Origin of the sequence: Streptomyces sp. NBC_01351 (genome assembly GCF_036237315.1) — a bacterium.
Lineage (GTDB): Bacteria > Actinomycetota > Actinomycetes > Streptomycetales > Streptomycetaceae > Streptomyces.
Map to the genome: position 1 here is coordinate 5195198 of NZ_CP108356.1, position 23163 is coordinate 5218360.

Sequence of the window (23163 nt, forward strand, 5' to 3'; positions counted from 1 at the left end):
GGGCGCTGCCCCCGAACCCTCCCCCAGCTACCGCTGGGGGTACCCCCAGCGCCTCAAACGCCGGCGAGGCTGGGGGTTCAGCCCCTCCGGCGTTTGAGGAGTGGGGGTCCCCCCGGACGGAGTCTGGTGGGGGCACCTCCCAGCGGTAGCTGGGGGAGAGGGGCCGGGCAGAGCCCGGGGAACGGTGGAAGGGCGGGGTGGGGAACGGCCCCGCAGGGCTACGCTCGACGCATGGCCGGCCGCTTCGACCCAATCACCCGCACCGCGATCCGCGGCGGCCGCACCCACGTCCCGGCAGGGAACGGGCAAGCGATCGGGGCGGGGGCCAAGGCTCGTGTATGGACCCCCGAGGGCCCGGTGGACCTCGGCCTCACCCTCGGCCCCCTCAGACGCGGCCCCGCCGACCCCACCTTCCGCACCACCCCCGACGGCTCCGTCTGGAAGGCGAGCCAAACCCCCCAGGGCCCGGTAACCCTCCGCGTCTCCCACCCGGGGACGGGCAAGATCCACGCCCAAGCCTGGGGCCCCGGCGCCGACTGGATCCTCGAACAGCTGCCCGCCCTCCTCGGCGCCGCCGACGACCCGGCGGCCTTCGTCCCCCGCCACCGCCTCCTGCACGCCAGCCACCGCCGCCGCCCCGGCCTGCGCCTGACCCGCACCGGCATGGTCATGGAGTCGCTGATCCCGGTGGTCCTGGAGCAGAAGGTCACCACCGACGAGGCCTACCGCGCCTGGCGCCGCCTCGTACGGCAGTACGGCGAGCCCGCCCCCGGCCCGCAGCAGGTCCAAGCCCTGGACCTGTACGTGATGCCCACCCCCCGCACCTGGTCCCGGATCCCGTCCTGGGACTGGCACAAGGCCGGCGTCGACGCCAAGCGCTCCTCGACGATCCTGCGCGCCGCCCGGGTCGCGGCCCGCCTGGAGGAGGCCGCCGCCATGGAGCTCCCGCAGGCCACCGCCCGGCTGGAAGCCGTCCCCGGCATCGGCCCGTGGACCTCCGCCGAAACCCTCCAGCGCAGCAACGGCGACCCCGACGCAGTGACCACCGGCGACCTCCACCTCCCCGGCATCGTCGGCTACGCCCTCGCGGGCGACCGCGACGCCGACGACGCCGTCATGCTGGAGCTCCTCGCCCCCTACGCCGGCCAGCGCCACCGCGCGGCCCGCCTGATCCTCCTCGCGGGCCACACCCCGCCCCGCCGCACACCCCGCATGCCCCGCGGCGACATCGGCCGGCTCTGACCGCGCGGCCGCCGGATTTCAGCCTCGCCGGCGTTTGAGGCGCGGGGGTTCGGGGGCAGCGCCCCCGACAGCGGCGCCGCAGGCTGACTCCCCCGGGCGGGGCCCGCCCGACGGTCAGCGAACCTCGATGAAGTCCTCCGGGTCCCGCTCCGCCCGCCCCGCCGGAGGCGACACGGCATGGCCCACGGCCACCGCCCCCATCGGGTCCCAGCCCTCCGGCAGCCCCAGCACCTTGCGCACCACGTCCCGGCAGAACATCGTCGAGGACACCCACGCCGAGCCCAGCCGCTCCCCGGCCAGCGCGACCAGCAGGTTCTGCACGCCCGCGCCCATCGCGACGACGAACATCTCCCGCTCGGCCGCGTCCCGCCGCGCGTGCCCGTAGTCGTGCGCGCCGTCGGTCACCAGGCACGGCACCACCAGGTACGGCGCGTTCCGCAGCACGTCCCCGCGCCGCACCCGCTTGGCGACGGACTCCTCGGACTTCCCGTCGGCCCGCAGGTCCGCGACCCACGCGTCCCGCATGGCGTCCAGCAGCTCCAGCCGGGCCGCCGCGGACTCCAGCAGGACGAACCGCCACGGCGTCGTGTGGTGCGGAGCCGGGGCGGTCACCGCCGCGGCCACCGCCCGCCGGACGGCACCCGGGTCCACCGGCTCGTCGGTGAAGGCCCGTACCGTACGGCGCTGCGTGACGGCTTCCCGTACCGCCTCCGAGGTCCCCAGCCGGAACATGTCGTCGGCCGGGGCGCGCACCAGGTCCCGCGCCGTCGAGCCCTCGCCCAGCACGTGGCCCAGCCCGCGCACCACGGCCACCGGAAGACCGGCCGCCTTGCCCTTGACCAGATCGCCGGCGGCGGCCAGCTCGTCCGCCGTCGCGACCACCGTCGCGCTCAGCGGATTGCCGTGGGAGTCCGTGCCGCCGCGCAGGTCGTCGAGGACCCGTACCCCGGCCGAGCCGATCGCGACATCGGTGAGCCCGGCGCGCCACGGCCGCCCGAAGGTGTCCGTCACGACGACGCCGACCTCCACGCCGAGCGCGTCGCGGACCCCCGCGCGGATCGCGGCGGCCGAGCCGTCCGGGTCCTCGGGCAGCAGCAGCACCGTTCCGGGGGCGGTGTTGGAGGCGTCGACCCCGGCCGCGGCCATCACCAGGCCCTGCCGGTTCTCGACGATCCGCAGCGGACCCCGGCGCGCGACGACCCGTACGGTCTCCGCGTCTATCGCGTCCTCGCGGGAATCGGCCTCCACGATCCGGCCCTCGGCCTTGGAGACGATCTTCGAGGTGACCAGCAGGACGTCCCCGTCCCGCAGGTCCGGCGCGGCCGTCGTGATCAGCTCCGCCAGGTCGTCACCGGGCCTGACCTCCGGTATCCCGCCGACGGCCCGGACCTCGTACGAGACCACGCGCGCGGGGTCCGTCGCGTCCGGCGCCGTCACCGGGAGGCCTCGGCCAGCTCCAGGGCGGCGCGGGCCATCTCGGCGGTCGCGGCCAGGTCGGTCATCATCAGCGGCACCGCACGGCAGGTGATCCCGGCGGCCTCCACCTCGGCGACCGCGTCCGCGTCGGCCGAGTCCACGAGCCAGCCGTCGAGCAGCCCGGTCCCGTAGTGCAGGGCGACCGCCGCGGCCGTGGACTCGACGCCCACCGCGGCCAGCACCTTGTCGGCCATCCCGCGCACGGGCGCGCCCCCGACGATGGGGGAGAGGCCCACGACGGGTGCCCCGGCGGCGGCCACGGCCTCCCGGATGCCGGGCACGGAGAGGATCGTGCCGATCGAGACCACGGGGTTGGACGGCGGGAAGACGATCACGTCGGCGGCGGCGATGGCCTCCAGCACGCCGGGCGCGGGCTTGGCCTGATCGGCCCCGACGGGGACGACGGCCTCCGCGTCCACCGAGGCGCGCAGCCGGACCCAGTACTCCTGGAAGTGGATGACGCGGCGCTCTCCCCCAGACTCCGTCCCAGTCCCGGCCTCGGTGATCGCGACGTGGGTCTCGACCCGGTCGTCGGTCATGGGCAGCAGCCGCACCCCGGGCTGCCAGCGGTCGCACAGGGCCTCGGTGACCGCGCTCAGCGGGTAACCGGCGCCGATCATCTGGGTACGGACGATGTGCGTGGCGAAGTCGCGGTCGCCGAGGCCGAACCACGTGGGTCCGACCCCGTACGCCGCGAGCTCTTCCTTGACGGTGAAGGACTCGTCGGTGCGGCCCCAGCCCTGGTCCTCGTTGATGCCACCGCCGAGGGTGTACATCACCGTGTCCAGATCGGGGCAGACCTTGAGCCCGAACAGGTGAATGTCGTCACCGGTGTTGCCGATGACCGTGATGTCCGCGTCGGGGACTGCCGACTTGAGTCCGCGGAGGAACCGGGCGCCGCCTATACCGCCGGCCAGAACAACAATGCGCATGTGGACAGTCTGTCAGCCGCGGGCAGTCGTTCGAGGGGCGGTGGCCGCGCGACGGGTGGGCATGCCGGGCCGGTCGGGGTCAGGCGGAGACGGATGCCGGTTCGGCCGGGGAGCAGCTGTGCATCGGCATCTCGGTGAGGCCGGGGAAGTAGACGTGCAGGCTGACCGCGCCGTCGAGGGTGTCGTTGACGACCTCGTGGGCGTAGCCGGGGGCGAGGACGCGCTGCGCGCCGGGGCGGTGGGTGAGCGGGCCGCGGGCGGTGTGCTCGGTGAGCTCGCCCTCCAGGACGGTCAGCACGCCGGAGGAGGCGCCGTGGTCGTGCAGGCCGCTGCCCTGGCCGGGGACCCAGCTGAGCAGCCAGACCTCGTAGCCGGGGCCGGTGCGCAGCCGGTGGTACCAGCGGGTGGTGGCGTCGTAGCGGACGAGGTGCTCCCAGGAGGCGCGGTCCTCGGCGATGGAGCGGGCCAGGCCGACGAACTCGGCGACGGTGGCCGGGTGTTCGCGGGCGGGCTGGAGGAGGTGCTGGACGGCGAGGATGTCGCCGGCGATCTGGAGGTCGCTCTCGACAGTGGCCGTGGCGGCGGGGGTGCTGTTCATCGTGGGGGATTCCTCGACGGATGTCAGTGGTGCTGGCGGTCGCTGTGGGGGTGGCCGGAGCTCAGAGGAGCGGACGCTCCTGGGGCATCAACAGCTGTGACAGCAACAGCGAACCTGGGCAGCGCACAGGAACCCACGAATGGGGGTCCGGGTGGCGGCTGCGGGCGCTGACATGCGAACAAGGAGAACGGCTCGGGGGCCGGACTGTCAACCCAATGTCCGGTTTGGGGGAAAAGTTTCACCTCATCCGGTTACCGTGTGCGGAGAAAGGTTTGTGCAGTCGCCGCCAGGGGATGTGGCGCTATGTCAGGGCTCAAACCTGAACCCGTCACCTCGTGACCGGACTGTGATCTACGCCGCTTCTTTGGCCGGATCGCAACCACACCACTGAGTGACACGTCGATTACGGGTGAAGACGGGCATCACGTGACGCCTGTGGCATGTGTCACGATTTTTGGCGATATGAACACTTTCTGCATAGGCTTGGTTCCGCAGAGTGAATAAGGGGCCCAATAGCAGATCTCGGCTTGACTGCGCTGGAGCCACGCACTTGTAATTTCACTCGTGTCGTTACGTAGCGATCAGTAACGGCATCACCACGGGGACGCACAGACAGAGCGAGGGGCGCACATGACCGAGCTGTTTCAGGAACTGCTGGTCGAGGAAGCGGACGAAGAGCTCGGATGGCAGGAGCGCGCGTTGTGCGCCCAGACCGACCCCGAGTCCTTCTTTCCCGAGAAGGGCGGCTCCACCCGCGAGGCCAAGAAGGTCTGCCTGGCCTGTGAGGTCCGCTCCGAATGCCTTGAGTACGCCCTCGCCAACGACGAGCGATTCGGCATCTGGGGCGGCCTGTCGGAGCGCGAGCGCCGCCGTCTGAAAAAGGCCGCCGTCTGAGCCGCGGCCAGACCGCCGGCCAGACCAGCCCGACCCCGGCCCCGCGTACCGGCCCGACCGCCGGCCCCAGGGCCCGAAGGCGCCGCCCGACCGGCACCTTTCACGCACCACCTGACATATCGCACGGCATATCGACCGCACGGCCGACAAGGCACCCAGCACGGCAAAGAGCACGGCACACGGTCCGCCTCCCGCACCTTCCCCGCAGGAGGCGGACCGTCGCTTTGCCAGCCGTTAGGGTGGGGCGCTGTCCAGCAGCCTCCGAGGGCACACCACCCCCGGACCCTCCCCCAGACTTCGTCCGGGGGGACCCCCAGGCCGGAGGGCCGTACAGCGATGTCCCTGCACAGCCAGTCGGCGGCCTCCCGCCAGGCCCCCGCCACACCCGAGTTCCCCCGGCACGTCGTCACCGCGGTCCTCGTCGCCCACGACGGCGCCCGCTGGCTGCCCCGGACCCTCGCCGGCCTGCTCGGCCAGGAACGCCCCGCGCAGAACCACGTCGCCGCGGACACCGGCAGCGCCGACGAGTCCGCGAGCCTCCTCAACCAGGCCTTCGGCGACGACCGCGTCCTGCACCTCGCCCGCCGCACCGGATTCGGCGCCGCCGTCGACGAAGCCGTCCGCACCGCCGGCACCCTGACCCCCGAGGACCTCCCGTACCTCAAGCGCCCCAGCGGCTGGGACCCCGTCAGCCGCACCTGGCGCGACGACCACTACGACCTTCCCGAGCTCCCGCACGGCGAACCGGTCCAGTGGCTCTGGCTGCTCCACGACGACAGCGCCCCCGAACCGGACGCCCTCACCGAACTGCTCCGCGTCGCCGACGAGAACCCCGACGCCGCCGTCATCGGCCCCAAGCTGCGCGGCTGGTACGACAAGAAGCAGCTCCTCGAAGCCGGCGTCACCATCGCCCGCAGCGGCCGCCGCTGGACCGGCCTCGACCGCCGCGAACAGGATCAGGGCCAGCACGACCAGGTCCGCCCCGTCCTCTCCGTCTCCACCGCCGGCATGCTGGTGCGCCGCGACGTCTACGAAGCCCTCGGCGGCTTCGACCGCCGTCTGCCCCTCATGCGCGACGACGTCGACCTGTGCTGGCGTGCCCAAAGCGCCGGCCACACCGTCCTCGTCGCCCCCGACGCCGTCATGCGCCACGCCGAGGCCTCCGCCCGCGAACGCCGCACCGTCGACTGCGCAGGCCGTACGAGCGCCAGCCCGCACCGCGTGGACAAGGCCGGCGCCGTCTACACGATGCTCGCCAACAGCTCCGGCCGCGCGCTCCCGTACGTCCTGCTCCGCGTGCTGCTCGGCACCGTCCTGCGCACCCTCGCCTACCTCGTCGGCAAGGCCCCCGGACAGGCCGTCGACGAGATCACCGGCCTCCTCGCCACCCTGCTGCGCCCCGGCAGGATCCTCGCCGCCCGCAAGCGCCGCAGCCGCCCCGCGGTCCCCGCCGCCGAACTGCGCCCGCTCTTCCCGCCGCCCGGTGCCTCCCTGCGCGCCAACGCCGAACAGCTCGCCGGATACTTCGGCGACACCCGCGACACCGACTCCGCCCCCGCGGGCCGGCACGGCGGCGGCAGCATCCTGAACGCCCCCGGCGAGGACGGCGACTACCCGGTGGCCGAGGAGCGGTTCGCGCGCCTCAAGCGGATCGCCCGCAACCCCGCCCCCGCACTCTTCGCCGTCCTCCTGCTCGTCTCCCTCGCCGCCTGCCGCGCCCTGATCGGCGGCGGCTCCCTGATGGGCGGCGCCCTGCTGCCCGCCCCCGACAGCGGCCCCGAACTCTGGCGGGCCTACACCGCCGGCTGGCAGCCCGTGGGGACCGGTTCCACCGAATCGGCGCCCCCGTACCTCGCCGTCCTCGGAGCCCTCGCCACCCTGCTCTTCGGATCCACCCAGGCCGCCCTGACCCTGCTGCTCGTCGGATCCGTCCCGCTCGCCGGCCTCGCCGCCTACTTCGCGTCCCGGCCCCTGGTCGAATCCCGGCTGCTGCGCGCCTGGGCCGCCGTCGCCTACGCCTTCCTGCCCGCCGTCACCGGAGCCCTCGCCGGCGGCCGCCTAGGCACGGCTCTGCTCGCCGTCCTGCTGCCGCTGATCGCCCGCTCCGCCGTCTCCGCCTTCGGACTCGGCGGGACCCCCGGCAAGACCGACGACCCCGAGCAGCGCCCCGGCCGGCGCGCGGTGTGGACGTACACCCTCCTGCTGACGCTGGCCACCGCCTTCACCCCCGTCGTCTGGCTGCTCGCCGCCCTCCTCGGCGCGGCCGCGCTCGCCCACCGCCGCGCGCAGTGGAAGACGTACGGACCGCGCCTGCTCGCCACCCTCGCCGTCCCGGTCCTCGTCCTCGCCCCCTGGTCGCTGGGCCTGCTCCTGCACCCCGGCCGCCTCCTCGACGAGGCCGGCCTGCCGTACGGAGCCGGCTCCGCGGGCGGCCTCGACCTCCTCGGCATCAGCCCCGGCGGACCCGGCACCGGAGCCGGCCTGCTCCTCATCGGCATCGTCCTCGCCGCGCTGGCCGCCCTGCTCCGCACCGAGCGCCGGTTCGCCGTCCGCGCCGCCTGGGCCACCGCCCTGGCCGGCCTGGCCCTCGCCGTCCTCCTCAACCGCGGCTCCTGGGCCGGACCCGCCACCCTCGTCTACGGACTCGCCCTCCTCGCCGCCGCCGCGGTCGGCGCGGACGGCGCCAGGGAACGCGTCGCCGCCCGCAGCTTCGGCTGGCGCCAGCCGCTGGCCGCGCTCATCGCGCTCGCCGCCGTCGCGGGCCCGCTGTTCGCCGCGGCCACCTGGATGGTCGCCGGCGCCGACGGTCCGCTGCAGCGCCGCGACCCCGTCCAGGTCCCGGCCTTCGTCGCCGACGCCGGCGGGGACGACAACCAGACCCGCACCCTGATCCTCGACCTGGACGCGCCCGGCGGCGTCTCGTACAGCCTCGTGCGCGGGGCCGGCGGCCGCCTCGGCGACGCCGAGATCACCAGCGCGAGCGGCGGCGACCCCCGCCTCGACAAGGTCGTCTCCAACCTCGTCGCCGGATCCGGCGCCGACCAGTCCAGCCAGCTCAGCGCCTACGCCATCCGCTTCGTCATGTTCCGCCCCGGCGGCCCCGAAGAGATCCGCCGCGTCCTCGACGCCACCCCCGGCCTCAACCGCCGCCACCAGCAGGACGGCACCTCCCTGTGGGGCGTCGAACCCTGGCTGCCCCGCGCCGTCATCGTCTCCGCCAAGCCGGGCGAGGCCCCCGTCCCGGTCGCCGCGGGCCCCGTGGAGGCCCACGGTTCCAAGATCCCCAATGGTGAGGCGGGCCGCGTGCTGCGCATCGCCGACCGCGCCGACGCGGGCTGGAAGGCCACCCTCGACGGCACGCCCCTCAAGCCCAAGACCCTCGACGGCTGGGCACAGGGCTTCGAGCTCCCCGTCGAAGGCGGCCGGCTCGACCTCGTCCACGAGAGCTCGATCCTGCGGACCGTCTGGCACTGGGCGCAGGGCCTGCTCGCGCTGGTGCTGCTGGTGATGGCCCTCCCGGGCCGCCGGGCCCGGCTCGACGACGACCTCCCGGAGGAGGAGGCCACCGCCTCCGAGCCCACCGGCGAGGGCCGTCGCGCCCGCCGCCTGCGCGCGGAGTCCGAGCCGGCCCCGGCGCCGGTGGAGGCAGCGGCCGTCGCCGACCCGTACGCGGAGATCCCCGCGCAGCCGTCGTACGGCGAGGACGCGTACGCGTACCAGGCGTACGGCGACCAGAGCGGCTACGCGTACGAACAGCAGCAGCAGCAGCCGCAGCCGCAGCAGTACGACCAGTACCCGACGGCTGCGTACGACCAGCAGGGCCAACAGCCCCCCCAGCAGGCCTACGAGGACCCGTACCAGCAGCAGTACGCCCAGCCGTACGGGCAACAGCAGTACGAGCAGCCGTACGAACAGCAGCCGTACGAGCACCAGCAGCCGTACGAGCCCTTCGACGCCTTCCGCCCGAACGACCCCCACGCACAGCACGACCCGCGTCCTGACGGGAGCCCCCAGCAGTGAAGCAGCGCGCACCCCTGACGCTCGCGGCCGTGGCCGCGGCCCTCGCCGCCCTCACCGGCATCGCCTCGCTCACCGCACCCGACCCCGCCGGGAACCCGGCCGACGGCAAGGCGGCCGCCGCCTCCCGGATGCCGGTCGAGCGGTCCCTGCTGGTGTGCCCGGCGCCCAGCTCCTCCGACATCGCCGACACCACGTACACGGCCTTCACCCCGGCCGCCGCCAAGGCCTCCGGGGACGGCAAGGGCGCGGCCCGGCTGCTCGGCGCGACCGCGGACGCCAAGCCCGTACTGGAGCCCAAGGAGCCCGGCAAGCCCTTCGGGGCCACCTCCACCGGGGCGGAGGCACCCGCGCTGACGGGCAGCGCCGAGGGCGTCCTTGCCCCCGGCTGGACGGCGCAGCTCACCACCAAGGTGTCGGTGGGCCGCGCCCGGGGCGTCCTGGGCGCCGCCTGCACCGCGCCCGGCACCGACTTCTGGTTCCCCGCCGTCAGCACCGCCAAGGGCCGCGAGGACTTCGTCCACCTCACCAACCCGGACGACGCCGCCGCCATCGTCGACATCAGGCTCTTCGGCCCCGACGGCCTCGCCAAGTCCGACGCGGTCACCAGCGAGAGCATCCGGGTCGACCCCAAGTCCAGCAGGACCGTCTCCCTCGCCACCCTCGTCCCGGGCACCCAGCTCGCGGACGCCACCGCCCACGTCACCACCCGCGCCGGCCGCGTCGGGGCCTCCGTGCAGGTCGCCGAGGAGGGCGTCGGAACCGACTGGCTGCCCGCCTCCACCGACCCGGCGGGCTCCCTGGTGCTCCCGGGCATCCCGGCGGACGCGACCTCCGTACGGCTCGTCGCCTTCGTACCCGGCGAGCAGGACGCGGACCTCACGCTGCGCCTCGCCGGACCGGGCGGCGCCATCAGCCCCGCGGGCAACGAGCAGCTGCACGTCAAGGCGGGCATGACCGCGAGCGCGGACCTGGGGGACCTGACCCGAGGCGAGCCCGGCTCGCTGCTGCTGACCCCGACGGACGCCAAGAAGGCCGCCCCGGTCGTCGCCGCGGTACGGGTGGTCCGCGGCAGCGGAGCCAAGCAGGAACTGGGCTTCGTACCGGCCACCGGCCCGGTCGGGGCGCGGGCCACGGCGGCCGACAACCGGCCCGAGGAGAACGCGACCCTGCTGTCGCTGACGGCACCGGGCGCCGACGCCAAGGTCAAGGTGACGGCCTCGCCGGGCACCGGCGGCGGCGAACCCGCCTCCCAGGAGGTCACGCTCAAGGCGGGCACCACGCAGACGCTGACCCTGGCCCCCGCCGGCGGCAAGGGCGCCTACGCCCTGACCGTCGAAACCCTCTCGGGCGGCCCGGTCCACGCGGCCCGCACCCTCTCACTCCCGCACGACGGCATCTCGATGTTCACCGTCCAGACCCTCTCGGACGACCGCTCCACGGTCTCGGTCCCCAGAGCCGCCCAGGACCTCTCGGTCCTGACCAGGTAACGCATGCGCCCGGAGGGGCTGAAGGTGCCGCGCAGCGGCAAATTCAGCCCCTCCGGCGTTTGAGGAGCGGGGGCTCGGGGGCGGAGCCCCCGCAACGGCGCCGCACCCGACCACAGCCATGGCCGGGCCGAATGGTCAGTCCTGCCCGTAACGCGGATCAACGGTCTCCGGAGACAGCCCCAGCAGCTCCGCCACCTGCTCCACCACGATCTCGTGGACCAGCAGCGCCTTCTCGTCCCGCGTCTTCGTACGGATCTCCACCGGCCGCCGGAACACCACGATCCGGGCCGGCCGCCCGCCGTTCGGCTCCGACAGCGCGCCCAGCGGCACCGCCTCGTCGTTCCAGCCGGTGTCCGGACCGCCCGGCGGGCCCGGTACGTCGCCGACGAGGAACTCCACCTCGGCCAGCTGCGGCCAGCGCCGCTCCAGCCGCTCCACGGAATCCCGGACGAGGTCCCCGAAGAGCTCCGACCGGCTCGCGGACAGCGGCACCTGCGGAGGCGCCACCGGCCCGCGCATCCCGCGTCCGTGCCGGTCCCGACGGCGCACGCGGGGTTCGGCCGGGACCCCGGAGGGAGGCTCGGTGGGGAGGGGAGGCAGGGTGCTGTCCGTCACCCCCGCAGGGTAGCCCGCACGGCGACACGGGGGAGTGAGCGGCGGCGGAGTCGTCGCGGCCCGGTCAAGAGTGCGGTACCGTCCAACGTCGTGAGCCTTGTACGTCGCTGTTCGCGCACTGCGTGCGGCCGCCCTGCCGTCGCGACACTGACGTACGTCTACGCCGATTCGACCGCAGTTCTCGGCCCGCTCGCCACCTATGCCGAACCCCACTGCTACGACCTGTGTGCCGAGCACTCGGAGCGCCTGACCGCGCCGCGCGGCTGGGAAGTCGTCCGCCTGTCCGACGGCTCCGCGCCGTCGCGCCCCAGCGGCGACGACCTCGAAGCCCTCGCGAACGCCGTCCGCGAAGCAGCCCGCCCGCCCGGGCGCGCCGCCGAGGCCGGAGGCTCCGGTCGCGGCCAGAACGGCGGCCCCGGCACCGGCGAGACGCGCCGTGGCCACCTGCGCGTCCTGAGATCGCCCGATTCCTGACGCTCTGATCCCTGACTGCGTCGTCTGTCTGGCCCCTCCGGGTTCAAGGTAGGTTGGCTCGACCGCACAGGACCTTCAGGAGGGCAGGCAGTGGCCGCAGATTTTTCGAACATCGTCAAGGCGTACGACGTACGCGGCGTCGTACCGGACGAGTGGGACGAGCCCCTGGCGGAACTGTTCGGTGCAGCGTTCGTCGAGGTCACGGGTGCCACGGCGATCGTGATCGGCCACGACATGCGCCCCTCCTCCCCGGGCCTGTCCACCGCCTTCGCGCGCGGCGCGGCCGCCCGCGGTGTGGACGTCACCCTGATCGGGCTGTGCTCCACCGACCAGCTGTACTACGCATCCGGCTCCCTGAACCTGCCGGGCGCCATGTTCACGGCCTCGCACAACCCGGCCAAGTACAACGGCATCAAGCTGTGCCGCGCGGGCGCCGCCCCGGTCGGCCAGGACACCGGCCTCTCGCAGATCCGCGAGCTGGTGGAGAAGTGGACCGACGAAGGCGCCCCCGCCATCCCGGCCGACACCACGCCGGGCACCATCACCGAGCAGGACACCCTCACCGGTTACTCCGACCACCTGCGCGGCCTGGTCGACCTGACCGCGATCCGCCCGCTCAAGGTCGTCGTCGACGCGGGCAACGGAATGGGCGGCCACACCGTCCCGACCGTCTTCGAGGGCCTCCCGCTGGACCTCGTCCCCATGTACTTCGAACTGGACGGGACCTTCCCGAACCACGAGGCCAACCCCCTCGACCCGAAGAACATCGTCGACCTCCAGGCCCGCGTCCTCGCCGAGGGCGCCGACCTCGGCATCGCCTTCGACGGCGACGCCGACCGCTGCTTCATCGTCGACGAGCGCGGCGAGGGCGTCTCCCCGTCCGCGATCACCGCGCTGGTCGCGGCCCGCGAGCTGGCGCGCAACGGCGGCACCGGCACGGTGATCCACAACCTGATCACCTCCTGGTCCGTCCCCGAGGTCGTCCGCGAGAACGGCGGCACCCCCGTCCGCACCCGCGTCGGCCACTCCTTCATCAAGGAGGAGATGGCCAAGACCGGTGCCATCTTCGGCGGCGAGCACTCGGCGCACTACTACTTCAAGGACTTCTGGAACGCGGACACCGGCATGCTCGCCGCGCTCCACGTCCTCGCCGCCCTCGGCGGCCAGGACGGCCCGCTTTCCGGCCTCGTGGTCTCCTACGACCGCTACGAGGGCTCCGGCGAGATCAACTCCACCGTCGCCGACCAGGCCGGCCGCCTGGCCGCCGTCAAGGAGACCTACGCCGCCCGCGAGGACGTCACCCTCGACGAGCTGGACGGCCTCACCGTGACGGCCGAGGACTGGTGGTTCAACGTCCGCGCCTCCAACACGGAGCCCCTCCTCCGCCTGAACGTGGAAGCCCGCGACGCGGCCACCCTCGCCAAGGTCCGCGACGAGATCCTGGCCCTCATCCGCGCCTGACCGAACGCCGGCGGGGCTGAAGCTGCCGCGCAGCGGCACATTCAGCCCCGCCGGCGTTTGAGGCGTGGGGGTCCCCCGGGACGGAGTCTGGGGGAGGGCCCGGGGCGGAGCCCCGGCAGCGGCGCCGCACCAGACCCCACCACCGCGCCGCACGGCCCACGGCCCAGGCAGAGACACCTTCCAGGCCGCATCGGAGATGACTCGGCGGTACGCTGACCTCGCCCGACCCATATCCCCGAAGGGAACGCACCACATGCCGCTCGAAGCCGGTCTTCTGGAGATCCTCGCCTGCCCCGCCTGCCACTCGCCCCTCCAGGACGCGTCGGCCGACGAAACGGCCCCCGAGCTGATCTGCACCGGCCAGGACTGCGGCCTCGCCTACCCCGTCCGTGACGGCATCCCGGTCCTGCTCGTCGACGAGGCCCGCCGCCCCGCCTGAAACAAGGCCGGCCCGACGGCCAGCGCCTGACCCCACCCGCGTCAACACCGCAGGAGGCCGCCATGCTCGACGAGTCGCTCCTCGACGCACCGGACGATCTCGCCCGCGTAGACCGCCGGGGCCTGCTCCGCGGCGCGGCCGAGGCCGGGGCCCGAGTCCGTACAGCGGCCCGGCACGCGACCGAGGCCGGCCTCGGCGAGCTCCGCCCCGACGGCCGCCCCCGCGCGGTCCTGATCGCCGGCCCCGGCACCGCCGCCACCGGCGTCGCCGACCTGCTGGGCGCCCTCGCCGGAGCCTCCGCGCCCGTCATCCGGCTGGACCCCACCGGCGTCGCGCACGCGGCCGGCGCCCTTCGCTGGGTCCTGCCCGGCTGGGCCGGCCCCGTCGACCTGCTGCTCATCGCCACCACCGACGGAACCGAGCCCGGACTGGCCGTCCTCGCCGAGCAGGCCTACCGGCGCGGCTGCAGCGTCGTCGCCGTCGCCCCCGAGCGCTCACCGCTGAGCGAGGCGGTGGACGGCGCGCACGGGCTCCACGTACCGATGGCCAAGGCCCCGTACCAGGAGTACGACGAGTCCGCCGCCGCCGGCCCCGGCGCACTGTGGGCCCTGCTGACCCCGCTGCTGGTGCTCCTCGACAGGGTCGGCCTGATCTCCGCCGACCCCGCCGCCCTCCAGCTCGTCGCCGACCGGCTCGACCGCACCGCCGAGCGCTGCGGGCCCGCCATCGCCACGTACTCCAACCCGGCCAAGACCCTCGCCGCCGAGCTGGCCGACTCCCTCCCGCTCATCTGGAGCGAGGGCACCGGAGCCGGACCCGCCGGCCGCCGCTTCGCCGCCACCCTCGCCGAGCTCGCCGGCCGCCCCGCACTGGCCGCCGCCCTCCCCGAGGCCCTGCCCGCCCACGGCGTCCTGCTCGCCGGCTCCTTCGCCGCCGGCGCCGATCCCGAAGACTTCTTCCGTGACCGGGTCGAGGAGCCCCAGGCTCTTCGCGCCCGCATCGTCCTGCTGCGTGACCGGCCGGCCGGCGGCCTCTCCGCCGCCCCCGCCGCACGCGAGCTCGCCCTCAGCCACGACACGGCCATCAGCGAGCTCGAACCGGAGGAGGGCGTCGAACTGGAACAGCTCGCCGAACTGCTCGCCGTCACGGATTTCGCCACCGCTTACCTGGCGTTGGCCTCCGGGGGACACAGCTGAGGTAGACACATGTTGCCCGGCTCTATCCAGGAAGACGACGATGGACCGCCTGACGAACACGATCCGCCCCTACGCCTGGGGATCGACCACCGCCATCCCCCAGCTCCTCGGAGTCGACCCCACCGGTGAACCACAGGCCGAGATGTGGATGGGAGCCCACCCCGGCGCGCCCTCCCGCCTCGACCGGGGCGACGGTGAGCGGGCCCTCTCGGACGTCATCGCCGCCGATCCGGAAACCGAGCTGGGCGCCGCCGCCGTCGCCAGGTTCGGCCCGCGACTGCCGTTCCTCCTCAAAATCCTCGCCGCAGGCGCCCCCCTGTCCCTCCAGGTCCACCCCGACCGTGCCCAGGCGCGGGCCGGGTTCGAGGACGAGGAGCGCCGCGGGGTCCCCATGGACGCGGCCCACCGCAACTACAAGGACCCCAACCACAAGCCCGAAATGATCTGCGCGCTCACCCCGTTCGACGGACTGTGCGGCTTCCGCCCGCCGCTGGAGGCCGCCGAACTCATCGAGGGTCTGGGTGTGGACAGCCTCAAGCCGTACGTCGACCTGCTGCACGCGCACCCCGAGGAAGCGGCCCTGCGCGAGGTCCTCACCGCCGTACTGAGCGCGGACCGCGCCGAGATGGCCCACACCGTCGCCGAGGTCGAGGCCGCCGCCGACCGCCTCGGCGGCCGCTACGCCCCGTACGCCTCCCTCGTGCACCACTTCCCGGGCGATCCGGGAGTCGTCGCGGCCATGCTCCTCAACCACTTCCGACTCCAGCCCGGCGAGGCCCTGTTCCTCGGCGCGGGCGTCCCGCACGCCTACATCCAGGGCCTCGGCGTCGAGCTGCTCGCCAACTCCGACAACGTGCTGCGCGCCGGACTCACCCCCAAACACGTGGACGTACCCGAACTGCTGAAGATCACGAACTTCGAGCCGGGCGACCCGAAGGTGCTGCGCCCCGAGGGCAACGGCGAGGAGGTCTACGAGGCCCCCATCGACGAATTCCGGCTCTCCCGCTTCGTCCTCGCCCCCGGCGGGGCCTCCCGCGCGCTCCCGGAGGGCACCCCGCAGGTCCTGCTCTGCACGGCGGGCTCGCCCCGGGCCGGCGAACTGGCCCTGGCGCCCGGGCAGTCGGTCTTCGTACCGGCAGGCGAAAAGGTCGAACTGTCCGGAACCGGCACTGTCTTCCGTGCCACTGTGGTGGTCTGACGTAGCGTCCGTCCCGGCGGCTGCAAGAATGTGCGGCCGGTATCAGTGGCTAGGAAGGACACCCTGCACCCATGAGCGCGTCGGGCGGTACCAAGGCGATCGTGGCGGCACTCGCCGCCAACCTCGCCATCGCTGTGGCCAAATTCGTGGCATTCATCTTCAGCGGCTCCTCGTCGATGCTCGCGGAAAGCGTCCACTCGCTGGCCGACTCCGGGAACCAGGGGCTGCTGCTCCTCGGCGGCAAGAAGGCCCAGCGCGAGGCGACACCCCAACACCCCTTCGGGTACGGGCGGGAGCGCTACATCTACGCGTTCCTCGTCTCCATCGTGCTCTTCTCGGTCGGTGGCATGTTCGCCATCTACGAGGGCTACGAGAAGATCAAGGACCCGCACGAGATCACGGCCTGGTACTGGCCCATCGGCGTACTCGTCTTCGCGATCATCGCCGAGAGCTTCTCCTTCCGCACCGCGATCAAGGAGTCGAACGAGATCCGCGGCAAGCTGTCGTGGACCGAGTTCATCAGGCGCGCCAAGGCCCCCGAGCTGCCCGTGGTCCTGCTGGAGGACCTCGGCGCCCTCGTCGGCCTGGTCCTGGCCCTGGCGGGCGTCGGCATCGCCCTCGTCACCGGCAACGGAGTCTGGGACGGCATCGGCACCCTGTGCATCGGCATCCTGCTGATCATCATCGCGATCGTCCTCGCCGCGGAGACCAAGTCCCTGCTGCTCGGCGAGGCGGCCGGCATCGAAGACATCGAGAAGATCAAGGCCGCGGTCGTCGACGGCGAGACGGTCACCGGCCTGATCCACATGCGCACCCTGCACCTCGGCCCCGAGGAGCTGCTGGTCGCCGCCAAGATTTCGGTCCAGCACGACGGCACCGCGACCGAGATCGCCGAAGCGATCAACGCCGCCGAGGCCCGCATCCGCGAGGCCGTCCCGATCGCCCGGGTCATTTACCTGGAGCCGGACATCTACCGCCCGGCGACCACCAAGGCGGAGTAGCCCCGGGTGAACGTACGGAAGGCCCCCGCGAGCCGATGCACTCGGCCCGCGGGGGCCTTCCTCGTATTCGTATTCAGGGCGCGGGCCAGGCCGCCGGTACGACGGGCTCCGGCCGCTGCCGTCGGCGCGCCACCAGGGCCACGATCCCCAGCACGCCGCCGGCCAGGAACAGGACGGCTCCGAGCACCTGGAGGCCACCCGCGACGATGAGCCCCGTCGGCTCCGCGACGGCCTCTCCGCGCACCGCCGACAGGTCGACGGTGCCCTGGTCGGCATCGGGGTGCATCGTGGAGTCCGCGGAGTTCATGCGGTTGTCGCCCATCAGGAACATCCGTCCCTCGGGCACCGTCACGTCGAAGGGCACGCTCGACGGCTCCGACCGGTTGAGGATGTACGGCTCGTCCAGCGGCTGCCCGTTGAGCCGGAGCGTGGTCTCGCCCCGCCGGTACTCGATCCGGTCCCCGCCGAGCGCCACCACCCGCGACAGCATGAGCCCGTCCGGCACCCACTCCGGAACCGACACGAGCACCACGTCGCCGCGCGATACCTCGAAGTCCTCGCCGTCGGCGCCCATGGAGAACCAGGCGCTGTCCCCCGGCTCGTACGTCGGCCGCATGTTCTGGCTCGGGACGATCTCCTTGTTGTAGGCGGCCCAGGTGCCCTGGGCCGCCAACGCCCCGTAGACCAGTACGCCGAGCACCAGCAGCGAACCGGTCACCAGCAGCCCGATCGCCCAGATACCCCGTCTTCGACCCCGCCTACGCTCCATCATCCGCGCAGCGTACGAAACGCGGTCGGGCCCCGCTCCACCGAGGGTGGCGAGGGGCCCCGGCGACTCCCGTCGGCCTACCGGATCTCGCGCAGCACGTCCAGGATCGCCGGCTCGTCCGGAGCCGCCTGCAACCGCTCGCGGAAGCCGGTGTCCATCAGCTTGCGCGACAGTAGCGCCAGGATCCGCAGGTGCTCGTCACCGGCCGCGGCCTCCGGCACCGAGATCATGAAGGCGAGGCGGGCCTTCGTCCCGTCCAGCGCACCCCACTCGATGCCCTCGTCCGAGCGGGCGAAGCCCACCGTGGGCCGGCTCACCGCATCCGTCTTGGCGTGCGGGATGGCGATCGACTCGCCGAGACCGGTCGTGCCCTGCGCCTCCCGCGCGAGTGCGACCCGTACGAGCTCGTCCATGTCCCGGACGACCAGTCCGGCAAGGCCACACGCCCTGCAACGCCGCACCGTTCACCCAAAAGAGGTATCCGACGGCAGCCATCCCGGCCGGTCCCGCGTCGGCACCCGTACCCGCGCCGGTCCTGCGAGATCGCGCATGGGTTCCGATCCACCGGCACCCTGCCCCACGTAAGCGGTGCATCAAAAGTCCGAAAGGCCCTGAAGATGCCCACCAGAAGGCCCGAACCCGGGCACCGACTTGCCCCCCGGCCAACTGGGGCCCGCTCCGCCGATCGGTGTAGATTCGTCATCAGTGTCAGGCGTCGCTGCTGATGGCGGTCGGGCGGTCCCAGGGATCGTGCCGAGGGGAGAGAGGGCCCCCGACGGACTGTGCTCGGTGTGCCGCCTTGTCTCCACACGGCCGGCGCACGGCTCAGCCGTACCCACCCTCTCGAACCATGAGGAGCAGCACCCATGGACTTCAAGGTCGCAGACCTTTCCCTCGCCGCCTTCGGCCGCAAGGAGATCACCCTGGCCGAGCACGAGATGCCCGGTCTGATGTCGATCCGTCGGGAGTACGCGGCGACGCAGCCGCTGGCCGGCGCGCGTATCACCGGCTCCCTGCACATGACCGTGCAGACGGCCGTGCTCATCGAGACCCTCGTCGCCCTCGGCGCCGACGTCCGCTGGGCCTCCTGCAACATCTTCTCCACCCAGGACCACGCGGCCGCCGCCATCGCGGTGGGGCCGAACGGCACCCCGGAGAACCCGCAGGGCGTCCCCGTCTTCGCCTGGAAGGGCGAGACGCTGGAGGAGTACTGGTGGTGCACGGAGCAGGCGCTGACCTGGCCGAACACCCCCACCGGCGGCCCGAACATGATCCTCGACGACGGTGGCGACGCCACCCTCCTCGTCCACAAGGGCGTCGAGTTCGAGAAGGCCGGCGCCGCTCCGGACCCGTCCACGGCGGACTCCGAGGAGTACGGCTACATCCTCACGCTGCTCAACCGCACCCTGGGCGAGACCCCGCAGAAGTGGACGCAGCTCGCGTCCGAGATCCGCGGCGTGACGGAGGAGACCACCACCGGTGTCCACCGTCTCTACGAGATGATGCAGTCCGGTGACCTGCTCTTCCCGGCGATCAACGTGAACGACGCCGTCACGAAGTCGAAGTTCGACAACAAGTACGGCTGCCGCCACTCCCTGATCGACGGCATCAACCGCGCCACCGACGTCCTCATCGGCGGCAAGGTCGCGGTCGTCTTCGGCTACGGCGACGTCGGCAAGGGCTGCGCCGAGTCCCTGCGCGGCCAGGGCGCCCGTGTCATCGTCACCGAGATCGACCCGATCTGCGCCCTGCAGGCGGCCATGGACGGCTACCAGGTCGCGACGCTGGACGATGTCGTCGAGACGGCGGACATCTTCATCACGACCACGGGCAACAAGGACATCATCATGGCCTCGGACATGGCCAAGATGAAGCACCAGGCGATCGTGGGCAACATCGGCCACTTCGACAACGAGATTGACATGGCCGGCCTCGCCAAGGTCGAGGGCATCGTCAAGGACGAGGTCAAGCCGCAGGTCCACACCTGGAAGTTCCCCGACGGCAAGGTCCTCATCGTGCTGTCCGAGGGCCGTCTGCTGAACCTGGGCAACGCGACGGGTCACCCGTCCTTCGTGATGTCGAACTCCTTCGCGGACCAGACCCTGGCCCAGATCGAGCTCTTCACGAAGCCCGAGGAGTACCCGACCGACGTCTACGTGCTCCCGAAGCACCTGGACGAGAAGGTCGCCCGCCTCCACCTCGACGCCCTCGGCGTCCGCCTCACCACCCTCCGCCCCGAGCAGGCCGCCTACATCGGCGTCGACGTGGCGGGCCCGTACAAGCCGGACCACTACCGCTACTGATCCGACCAGCGGTAGCAGAATGTGAAGCAGGCCCCCGGCACGTGTGCCGGGGGCCTGCCCCATACGTCCCGACAGAAGTGTGTGCACCATGCCCCGCGGCCGCTACTCGCTCCACGACCCGCACGACCACGCCCCCCTCGGCGAGGAGCACTTCCACTGCGCCCCGGGACCCTCCGGCTGGCGCTACGTCTCCCAGCTCACCGCCCCGAACGGCGACCACAGGGGCTCCGTCGACCTGGCCGTCGACGAACTCGGCCGCCCGATCCGCCTCGAACTGAACGCGGCGAGCTGGCAGGTCCGCGGCGCCGCCATCGACGGCGTCACATGGGTCCGTACCGACCCCACCGGAACCGAGGCCACCGAGGGCAATGTCCGCGCCTCCGCCTTCACCGGAACCTCCCCGGCGTTCCTCGTCGCCACGGCCCGGCTGCTGCGCCTGACCCCCGGCGCCCCCGCCACCCGCGTCCGACTCGTCGCCCTCACCGACCCGGTCCTGGCCCCCCGCACGGTCGACCAGGCCTGGGCCCTGCTGCGGCGCGAGGAGCACCCCACGGACAGCGGCCCGCTCCTGGTGGACGAGTACCAGGTCAGCGCCCTGGACACCGGCGAGGTCCACACGATCCACATCGCCGGGGACGTGGTCCTCTCCGCCCCCGGCATCGAACTCGAACACCTGGAGACCCCGCCCTCGACCTTCGACGAGGCCTGAGCCCCAACCCCCTCAGGCGGGCGGCGCGAACCCGCCGGCCCGCGGAGCCCGCACCTCTACGGGTGCCACGGGCGCGGGAGCGACATGCGGAGCAGCCGCGACCGGCCCCGGCCCGGCGACGGGCTCAGGTACGGGTACGGGCACGGGAGTCGGAGCAGGGGAAGCAGGCCGGAACGCCTTCGCGGCATCCCGCGACTGCCGCTCGTGCACCACGGCCATCAGGAACGCGGCGGCCGACACCCCGGCCGGCGGCGGCGCCCCCGTCCGCGCCACCAGATCGTCCGCGAGCCGCGCCGCCATGGCGGCCCCCACCTGCGGGTCCAGCTGGTTCATCCGGGTCAGGTACTGCCGGATCGCCAGCCACAGCCCGTCCGGCACCGCCGACAGGTCCAGCCCCGAGAACCGCCCGGCCAGCCACGGCGGCGGCGGAGGCACCGGCATCACCCGCGCCCCCGGCACCCGCTCGCGTATCACCAGCGTCCCCGCGAACACGTCCCCGAGCCGCCGCCCGCGCGCCGACACCAGCGAGGCGATGCACGCCACGGACCCGACGGTCACCAGCAGCTCGATCACCCCCATCGCCCCGCGCACCAGCGCGTGCCGGAAACGGATCGGCCCGCCGTCGTCCCGCACCACCCGCAGCCCGCACGCGAGCTTGCCCAGCGACCGCCCGTGGCTCAGCGTCTCCACCGCGATCGGCACGCCGACCAGCACCAGAACGAAAGCCGCCACCAGCACGGCGGCCTGCGCGGCCACGTCGAGCGACGCGGTCGAGAAGGTCAGACCGATCATGACCAGCGTGTACACGGTGAAGTACACGAGCAGATCGAGGACGATCGCCAGCGCCCGGCTCGGCAGCCGTGCGGGCCGCAACCCCAAGACGACCGCGTCCCCCGTCACCAGATCGCTCACCACAGCACCTTTCACGTGACCTGCGCCAACCCCTCGGGCATCCAGTCTGCCAAGCTGACCACACGAGGAACAGGCAGTGAGCAGGGGACCAGGGGCAGGGGAGCGGCAACCGTATGGATCTCGACGTCTTCGTGACGGCACACCGAGCGGAATGGGACCGCCTGGAGCAGCTCCTCGGCCGCGGCCGCAAGCTGACCGGCGCCGAGGCCGACGAACTGGTCGCTCTCTACCAGCGCACGTCGACCCACCTCTCCCTCATCCAGTCCAGTGCCCCCGACCCCATGCTCATGGGCCGCCTGACCCAGCTGGTCGCCCGTGCCCGCGCCACGGTGACAGGCACCCGCCGCGCCGGCTGGCGAGACGCGGCCCTCTTCTTCACGGCGGGCTTCCCGGCCGCGGTCTACCGCAGCCGCCGCTGGTGGATACCGACGGCCCTGCTCTCGACGGCGGTCGGCGTTCTCATCGGCTGGTGGATAGCCACCCACCCCGAGGTCCAGGGAGCCATCGGCACCCCGGACTACCTGAAGGAGCTCACCGAGCCGGGCGGCGAGTACGAGACGTACTACTCCAGCCACCCCGCGGCCTCCTTCGCGGCCCAGGTCTGGACGAACAACGCCCGGGCTGCCGCGATCTGCCTGGTCCTGGGCGCCTTCCTGGGCCTCCCCGTGCTCTGGATCCTCTTCCTGAACATGGCGAACCTGGGCGTCGGCCTCGGCCTGATGGCCTCCGCCGGCCGCCTCGACGTCTTCCTCGGCCTGATCCTCCCGCACGGCCTCCTCGAACTGACGGCGGTCTTCGTCGCAGCGGGCACGGGCCTGCGCCTCGGCTGGACGGTCATCGACCCGGGCCCCCGCACCCGCCGCACGGCCCTGGCCGAACAGGGCAGAGCCGCCCTGGGCATGGCCATCGGCCTCGCGGTGGTCCTCTTCGTCGCAGGCCTGATCGAAGGCTTCGTGACCCCGTCAGGCCTCCCCACCTGGGCCCGCATCACGATCGGCATCGTCGCCGAGGCCGCGTTCCTCCTGTACGTCTACGTCCTGGGCGGCCGAGCCTCCAGGGCCGGCGAGGTGGGCGACGTAGAGGAAGCCGACCAGACGGCGACGCTCCCGACCGCGGCCTGATGTGCGTTGGACCCCGCAGAGCTGCTAGTCTCCTCAGGTCCCGGAGCGGGTGTTGACACATCCGCGATGGGGAGGTAGATTCAAACGGTTGCCTCGAACTGGACAAGTTCGGCAGCGATGGTTCACAATCTCTCTCGCCCCCACTAGGAATTGAATTCCAGCGGGGCACAGTCGACTCCTTTTTCAGGAATCCGAAGCCGGTTAATCCGGTGGAAAACTTCTGATAGAGTCGGCATCGCCGGAAAGGGAAACGCGAAAGCGAAAACCTGGAAAGCACCGAGGAAGTCGGACACGAAAGAGTCTGATAGAGTCGGAA

The 23163-nt window shown here is 72.7% G+C and carries 19 protein-coding genes and 1 pseudogene; 13 read left to right on the top strand and 7 right to left on the bottom strand.

The window, feature by feature from the left end; all coding sequences use genetic code 11:
• Window positions 1–231: 231 nt before the first annotated feature.
• Window positions 232–1242, top strand: coding sequence for a DNA-3-methyladenine glycosylase family protein (locus OG625_RS23970; protein WP_329384798.1), 1011 nt, complete (start codon window positions 232–234; stop codon window positions 1240–1242).
• 114 nt (window positions 1243–1356) lie between these two features.
• Here the strand turns inward: OG625_RS23970 and OG625_RS23975 are convergent, their stop codons facing one another.
• The 3 genes from OG625_RS23975 to OG625_RS23985 form a co-directional block, all read right to left on the bottom strand.
• Window positions 1357–2679, bottom strand: coding sequence for a coenzyme F420-0:L-glutamate ligase (locus tag OG625_RS23975; RefSeq protein ID WP_443067761.1), 1323 nt, complete (start codon window positions 2677–2679; stop codon window positions 1357–1359).
• On the bottom strand, window positions 2676–3650 hold the full coding sequence (cofD, locus tag OG625_RS23980; RefSeq protein WP_329384800.1) for a 2-phospho-L-lactate transferase: 975 nt from the start codon (window positions 3648–3650) through the stop codon (window positions 2676–2678). The genes OG625_RS23975 and cofD overlap by 4 nt, the downstream gene beginning before the upstream one ends.
• 79 nt (window positions 3651–3729) lie before the next feature.
• Complete coding sequence (locus OG625_RS23985; protein ID WP_329384802.1) at window positions 3730–4248, bottom strand: cysteine dioxygenase; 519 nt, start codon at window positions 4246–4248, stop codon at window positions 3730–3732.
• A 630-nt stretch (window positions 4249–4878) separates the two neighbouring features.
• On the opposite strand from OG625_RS23985, the gene OG625_RS23990 reads away from it, so the two are divergent.
• The 3 genes from OG625_RS23990 to OG625_RS24000 all read left to right on the top strand — a co-directional run bounded on the left by OG625_RS23990 (window position 4879) and on the right by OG625_RS24000 (window position 10649).
• The gene (locus OG625_RS23990; protein ID WP_003983763.1) at window positions 4879–5142 is read left to right on the top strand and encodes a WhiB family transcriptional regulator; all 264 of its coding nucleotides are present in this window, start codon (window positions 4879–4881) and stop codon (window positions 5140–5142) included.
• 336 nt (window positions 5143–5478) lie between these two features.
• Window positions 5479–9162 carry a glycosyltransferase family 2 protein gene (locus tag OG625_RS23995; RefSeq protein WP_329384805.1) on the top strand — a complete coding sequence of 1228 codons (3684 nt, stop codon included), beginning with the start codon at window positions 5479–5481 and terminating at the stop codon, window positions 9160–9162.
• On the top strand, window positions 9159–10649 hold the full coding sequence (locus OG625_RS24000) for a DUF5719 family protein (RefSeq protein ID WP_329384809.1): 1491 nt from the start codon (window positions 9159–9161) through the stop codon (window positions 10647–10649). Before OG625_RS23995 ends, OG625_RS24000 begins: the two co-directional genes overlap by 4 nt.
• A gap of 135 nt (window positions 10650–10784) precedes the next feature.
• On the opposite strand, the gene OG625_RS24005 is transcribed toward OG625_RS24000, so the two are convergent.
• A complete protein-coding gene (locus OG625_RS24005; RefSeq protein WP_443067762.1) occupies window positions 10785–11264 on the bottom strand; it encodes a metallopeptidase family protein in 480 nt (159 codons plus the stop codon).
• 90 nt (window positions 11265–11354) lie between these two features.
• On the opposite strand from OG625_RS24005, the gene OG625_RS24010 reads away from it, so the two are divergent.
• From OG625_RS24010 to OG625_RS24035, 6 genes are all read left to right on the top strand, one after another.
• Window positions 11355–11738: a DUF3499 domain-containing protein gene (locus OG625_RS24010; RefSeq protein ID WP_329384812.1), complete on the top strand. Its 384-nt coding sequence runs from the start codon at window positions 11355–11357 to the stop codon at window positions 11736–11738.
• A gap of 90 nt (window positions 11739–11828) precedes the next feature.
• Window positions 11829–13199 (top strand): phosphomannomutase/phosphoglucomutase, encoded by a 1371-nt coding sequence (locus tag OG625_RS24015; protein ID WP_329384815.1) that lies wholly within the window; start codon window positions 11829–11831, stop codon window positions 13197–13199.
• Window positions 13200–13452: 253 nt separating this feature from the next.
• Entirely contained in the window at window positions 13453–13638 is a 186-nt protein-coding gene (locus OG625_RS24020) for a Trm112 family protein (RefSeq protein ID WP_329384818.1), read from the top strand.
• Between the two features lie 62 nt (window positions 13639–13700).
• Window positions 13701–14834, top strand: a complete 1134-nt coding sequence (locus OG625_RS24025) for an SIS domain-containing protein (protein ID WP_329384821.1) — start codon at window positions 13701–13703, stop codon at window positions 14832–14834.
• Window positions 14835–14874: 40 nt separating this feature from the next.
• Window positions 14875–16032: a mannose-6-phosphate isomerase, class I gene (manA, locus tag OG625_RS24030; protein ID WP_329384824.1), complete on the top strand. Its 1158-nt coding sequence runs from the start codon at window positions 14875–14877 to the stop codon at window positions 16030–16032.
• Between the two features lie 71 nt (window positions 16033–16103).
• Complete coding sequence (locus tag OG625_RS24035) at window positions 16104–17033, top strand: cation diffusion facilitator family transporter (protein ID WP_329384826.1); 930 nt, start codon at window positions 16104–16106, stop codon at window positions 17031–17033.
• A gap of 73 nt (window positions 17034–17106) precedes the next feature.
• Here the strand turns inward: OG625_RS24035 and lepB are convergent, their stop codons facing one another.
• Both lepB and OG625_RS24045 read right to left on the bottom strand, forming a co-directional pair.
• On the bottom strand, window positions 17107–17805 hold the full coding sequence (lepB, locus tag OG625_RS24040; RefSeq protein WP_329384829.1) for a signal peptidase I: 699 nt from the start codon (window positions 17803–17805) through the stop codon (window positions 17107–17109).
• A gap of 74 nt (window positions 17806–17879) precedes the next feature.
• A pseudogene (locus tag OG625_RS24045) lies at window positions 17880–18224 on the bottom strand (PTS sugar transporter subunit IIA); the annotation flags it as partial.
• Between the two features lie 444 nt (window positions 18225–18668).
• On the opposite strand from OG625_RS24045, the gene ahcY reads away from it, so the two are divergent.
• On the top strand, window positions 18669–20105 hold the full coding sequence (gene ahcY / locus OG625_RS24050) for an adenosylhomocysteinase (RefSeq protein ID WP_329384832.1): 1437 nt from the start codon (window positions 18669–18671) through the stop codon (window positions 20103–20105).
• An 88-nt stretch (window positions 20106–20193) separates the two neighbouring features.
• Window positions 20194–20814, top strand: coding sequence for a hypothetical protein (locus OG625_RS24055; protein ID WP_329384834.1), 621 nt, complete (start codon window positions 20194–20196; stop codon window positions 20812–20814).
• 12 nt (window positions 20815–20826) lie between these two features.
• On the opposite strand, the gene OG625_RS24060 is transcribed toward OG625_RS24055, so the two are convergent.
• The gene (locus OG625_RS24060; protein WP_329384837.1) at window positions 20827–21726 is read right to left on the bottom strand and encodes an RDD family protein; all 900 of its coding nucleotides are present in this window, start codon (window positions 21724–21726) and stop codon (window positions 20827–20829) included.
• A gap of 113 nt (window positions 21727–21839) precedes the next feature.
• Between OG625_RS24060 and OG625_RS24065 the strand changes: the two genes are divergently transcribed.
• Complete coding sequence (locus OG625_RS24065) at window positions 21840–22847, top strand: stage II sporulation protein M (RefSeq protein ID WP_329384841.1); 1008 nt, start codon at window positions 21840–21842, stop codon at window positions 22845–22847.
• Window positions 22848–23163 lie beyond the last annotated feature (316 nt).

Bases quoted from the DNA above. Each gene is read 5' to 3' on its own strand.
- OG625_RS23970 (WP_329384798.1), top strand. From the start codon at position 232: ATGGCCGGCCGCTTCGACCCAATCACCCGCACCGCGATCCGCGGCGGC.
- cofD (WP_329384800.1), bottom strand. From the start codon at position 3,650: ATGCGCATTGTTGTTCTGGCCGGCGGTATAGGCGGCGCCCGGTTCCTC.
- OG625_RS23985 (WP_329384802.1), bottom strand. From the start codon at position 4,248: ATGAACAGCACCCCCGCCGCCACGGCCACTGTCGAGAGCGACCTCCAG.
- OG625_RS23990 (WP_003983763.1), top strand. From the start codon at position 4,879: ATGACCGAGCTGTTTCAGGAACTGCTGGTCGAGGAAGCGGACGAAGAG.
- OG625_RS23995 (WP_329384805.1), top strand. From the start codon at position 5,479: ATGTCCCTGCACAGCCAGTCGGCGGCCTCCCGCCAGGCCCCCGCCACA.
- OG625_RS24020 (WP_329384818.1), top strand. From the start codon at position 13,453: ATGCCGCTCGAAGCCGGTCTTCTGGAGATCCTCGCCTGCCCCGCCTGC.
- OG625_RS24025 (WP_329384821.1), top strand. From the start codon at position 13,701: ATGCTCGACGAGTCGCTCCTCGACGCACCGGACGATCTCGCCCGCGTA.
- manA (WP_329384824.1), top strand. From the start codon at position 14,875: ATGGACCGCCTGACGAACACGATCCGCCCCTACGCCTGGGGATCGACC.
- OG625_RS24035 (WP_329384826.1), top strand. From the start codon at position 16,104: ATGAGCGCGTCGGGCGGTACCAAGGCGATCGTGGCGGCACTCGCCGCC.
- lepB (WP_329384829.1), bottom strand. From the start codon at position 17,805: ATGATGGAGCGTAGGCGGGGTCGAAGACGGGGTATCTGGGCGATCGGG.
- ahcY (WP_329384832.1), top strand. From the start codon at position 18,669: ATGGACTTCAAGGTCGCAGACCTTTCCCTCGCCGCCTTCGGCCGCAAG.
- OG625_RS24055 (WP_329384834.1), top strand. From the start codon at position 20,194: ATGCCCCGCGGCCGCTACTCGCTCCACGACCCGCACGACCACGCCCCC.
- OG625_RS24065 (WP_329384841.1), top strand. From the start codon at position 21,840: ATGGATCTCGACGTCTTCGTGACGGCACACCGAGCGGAATGGGACCGC.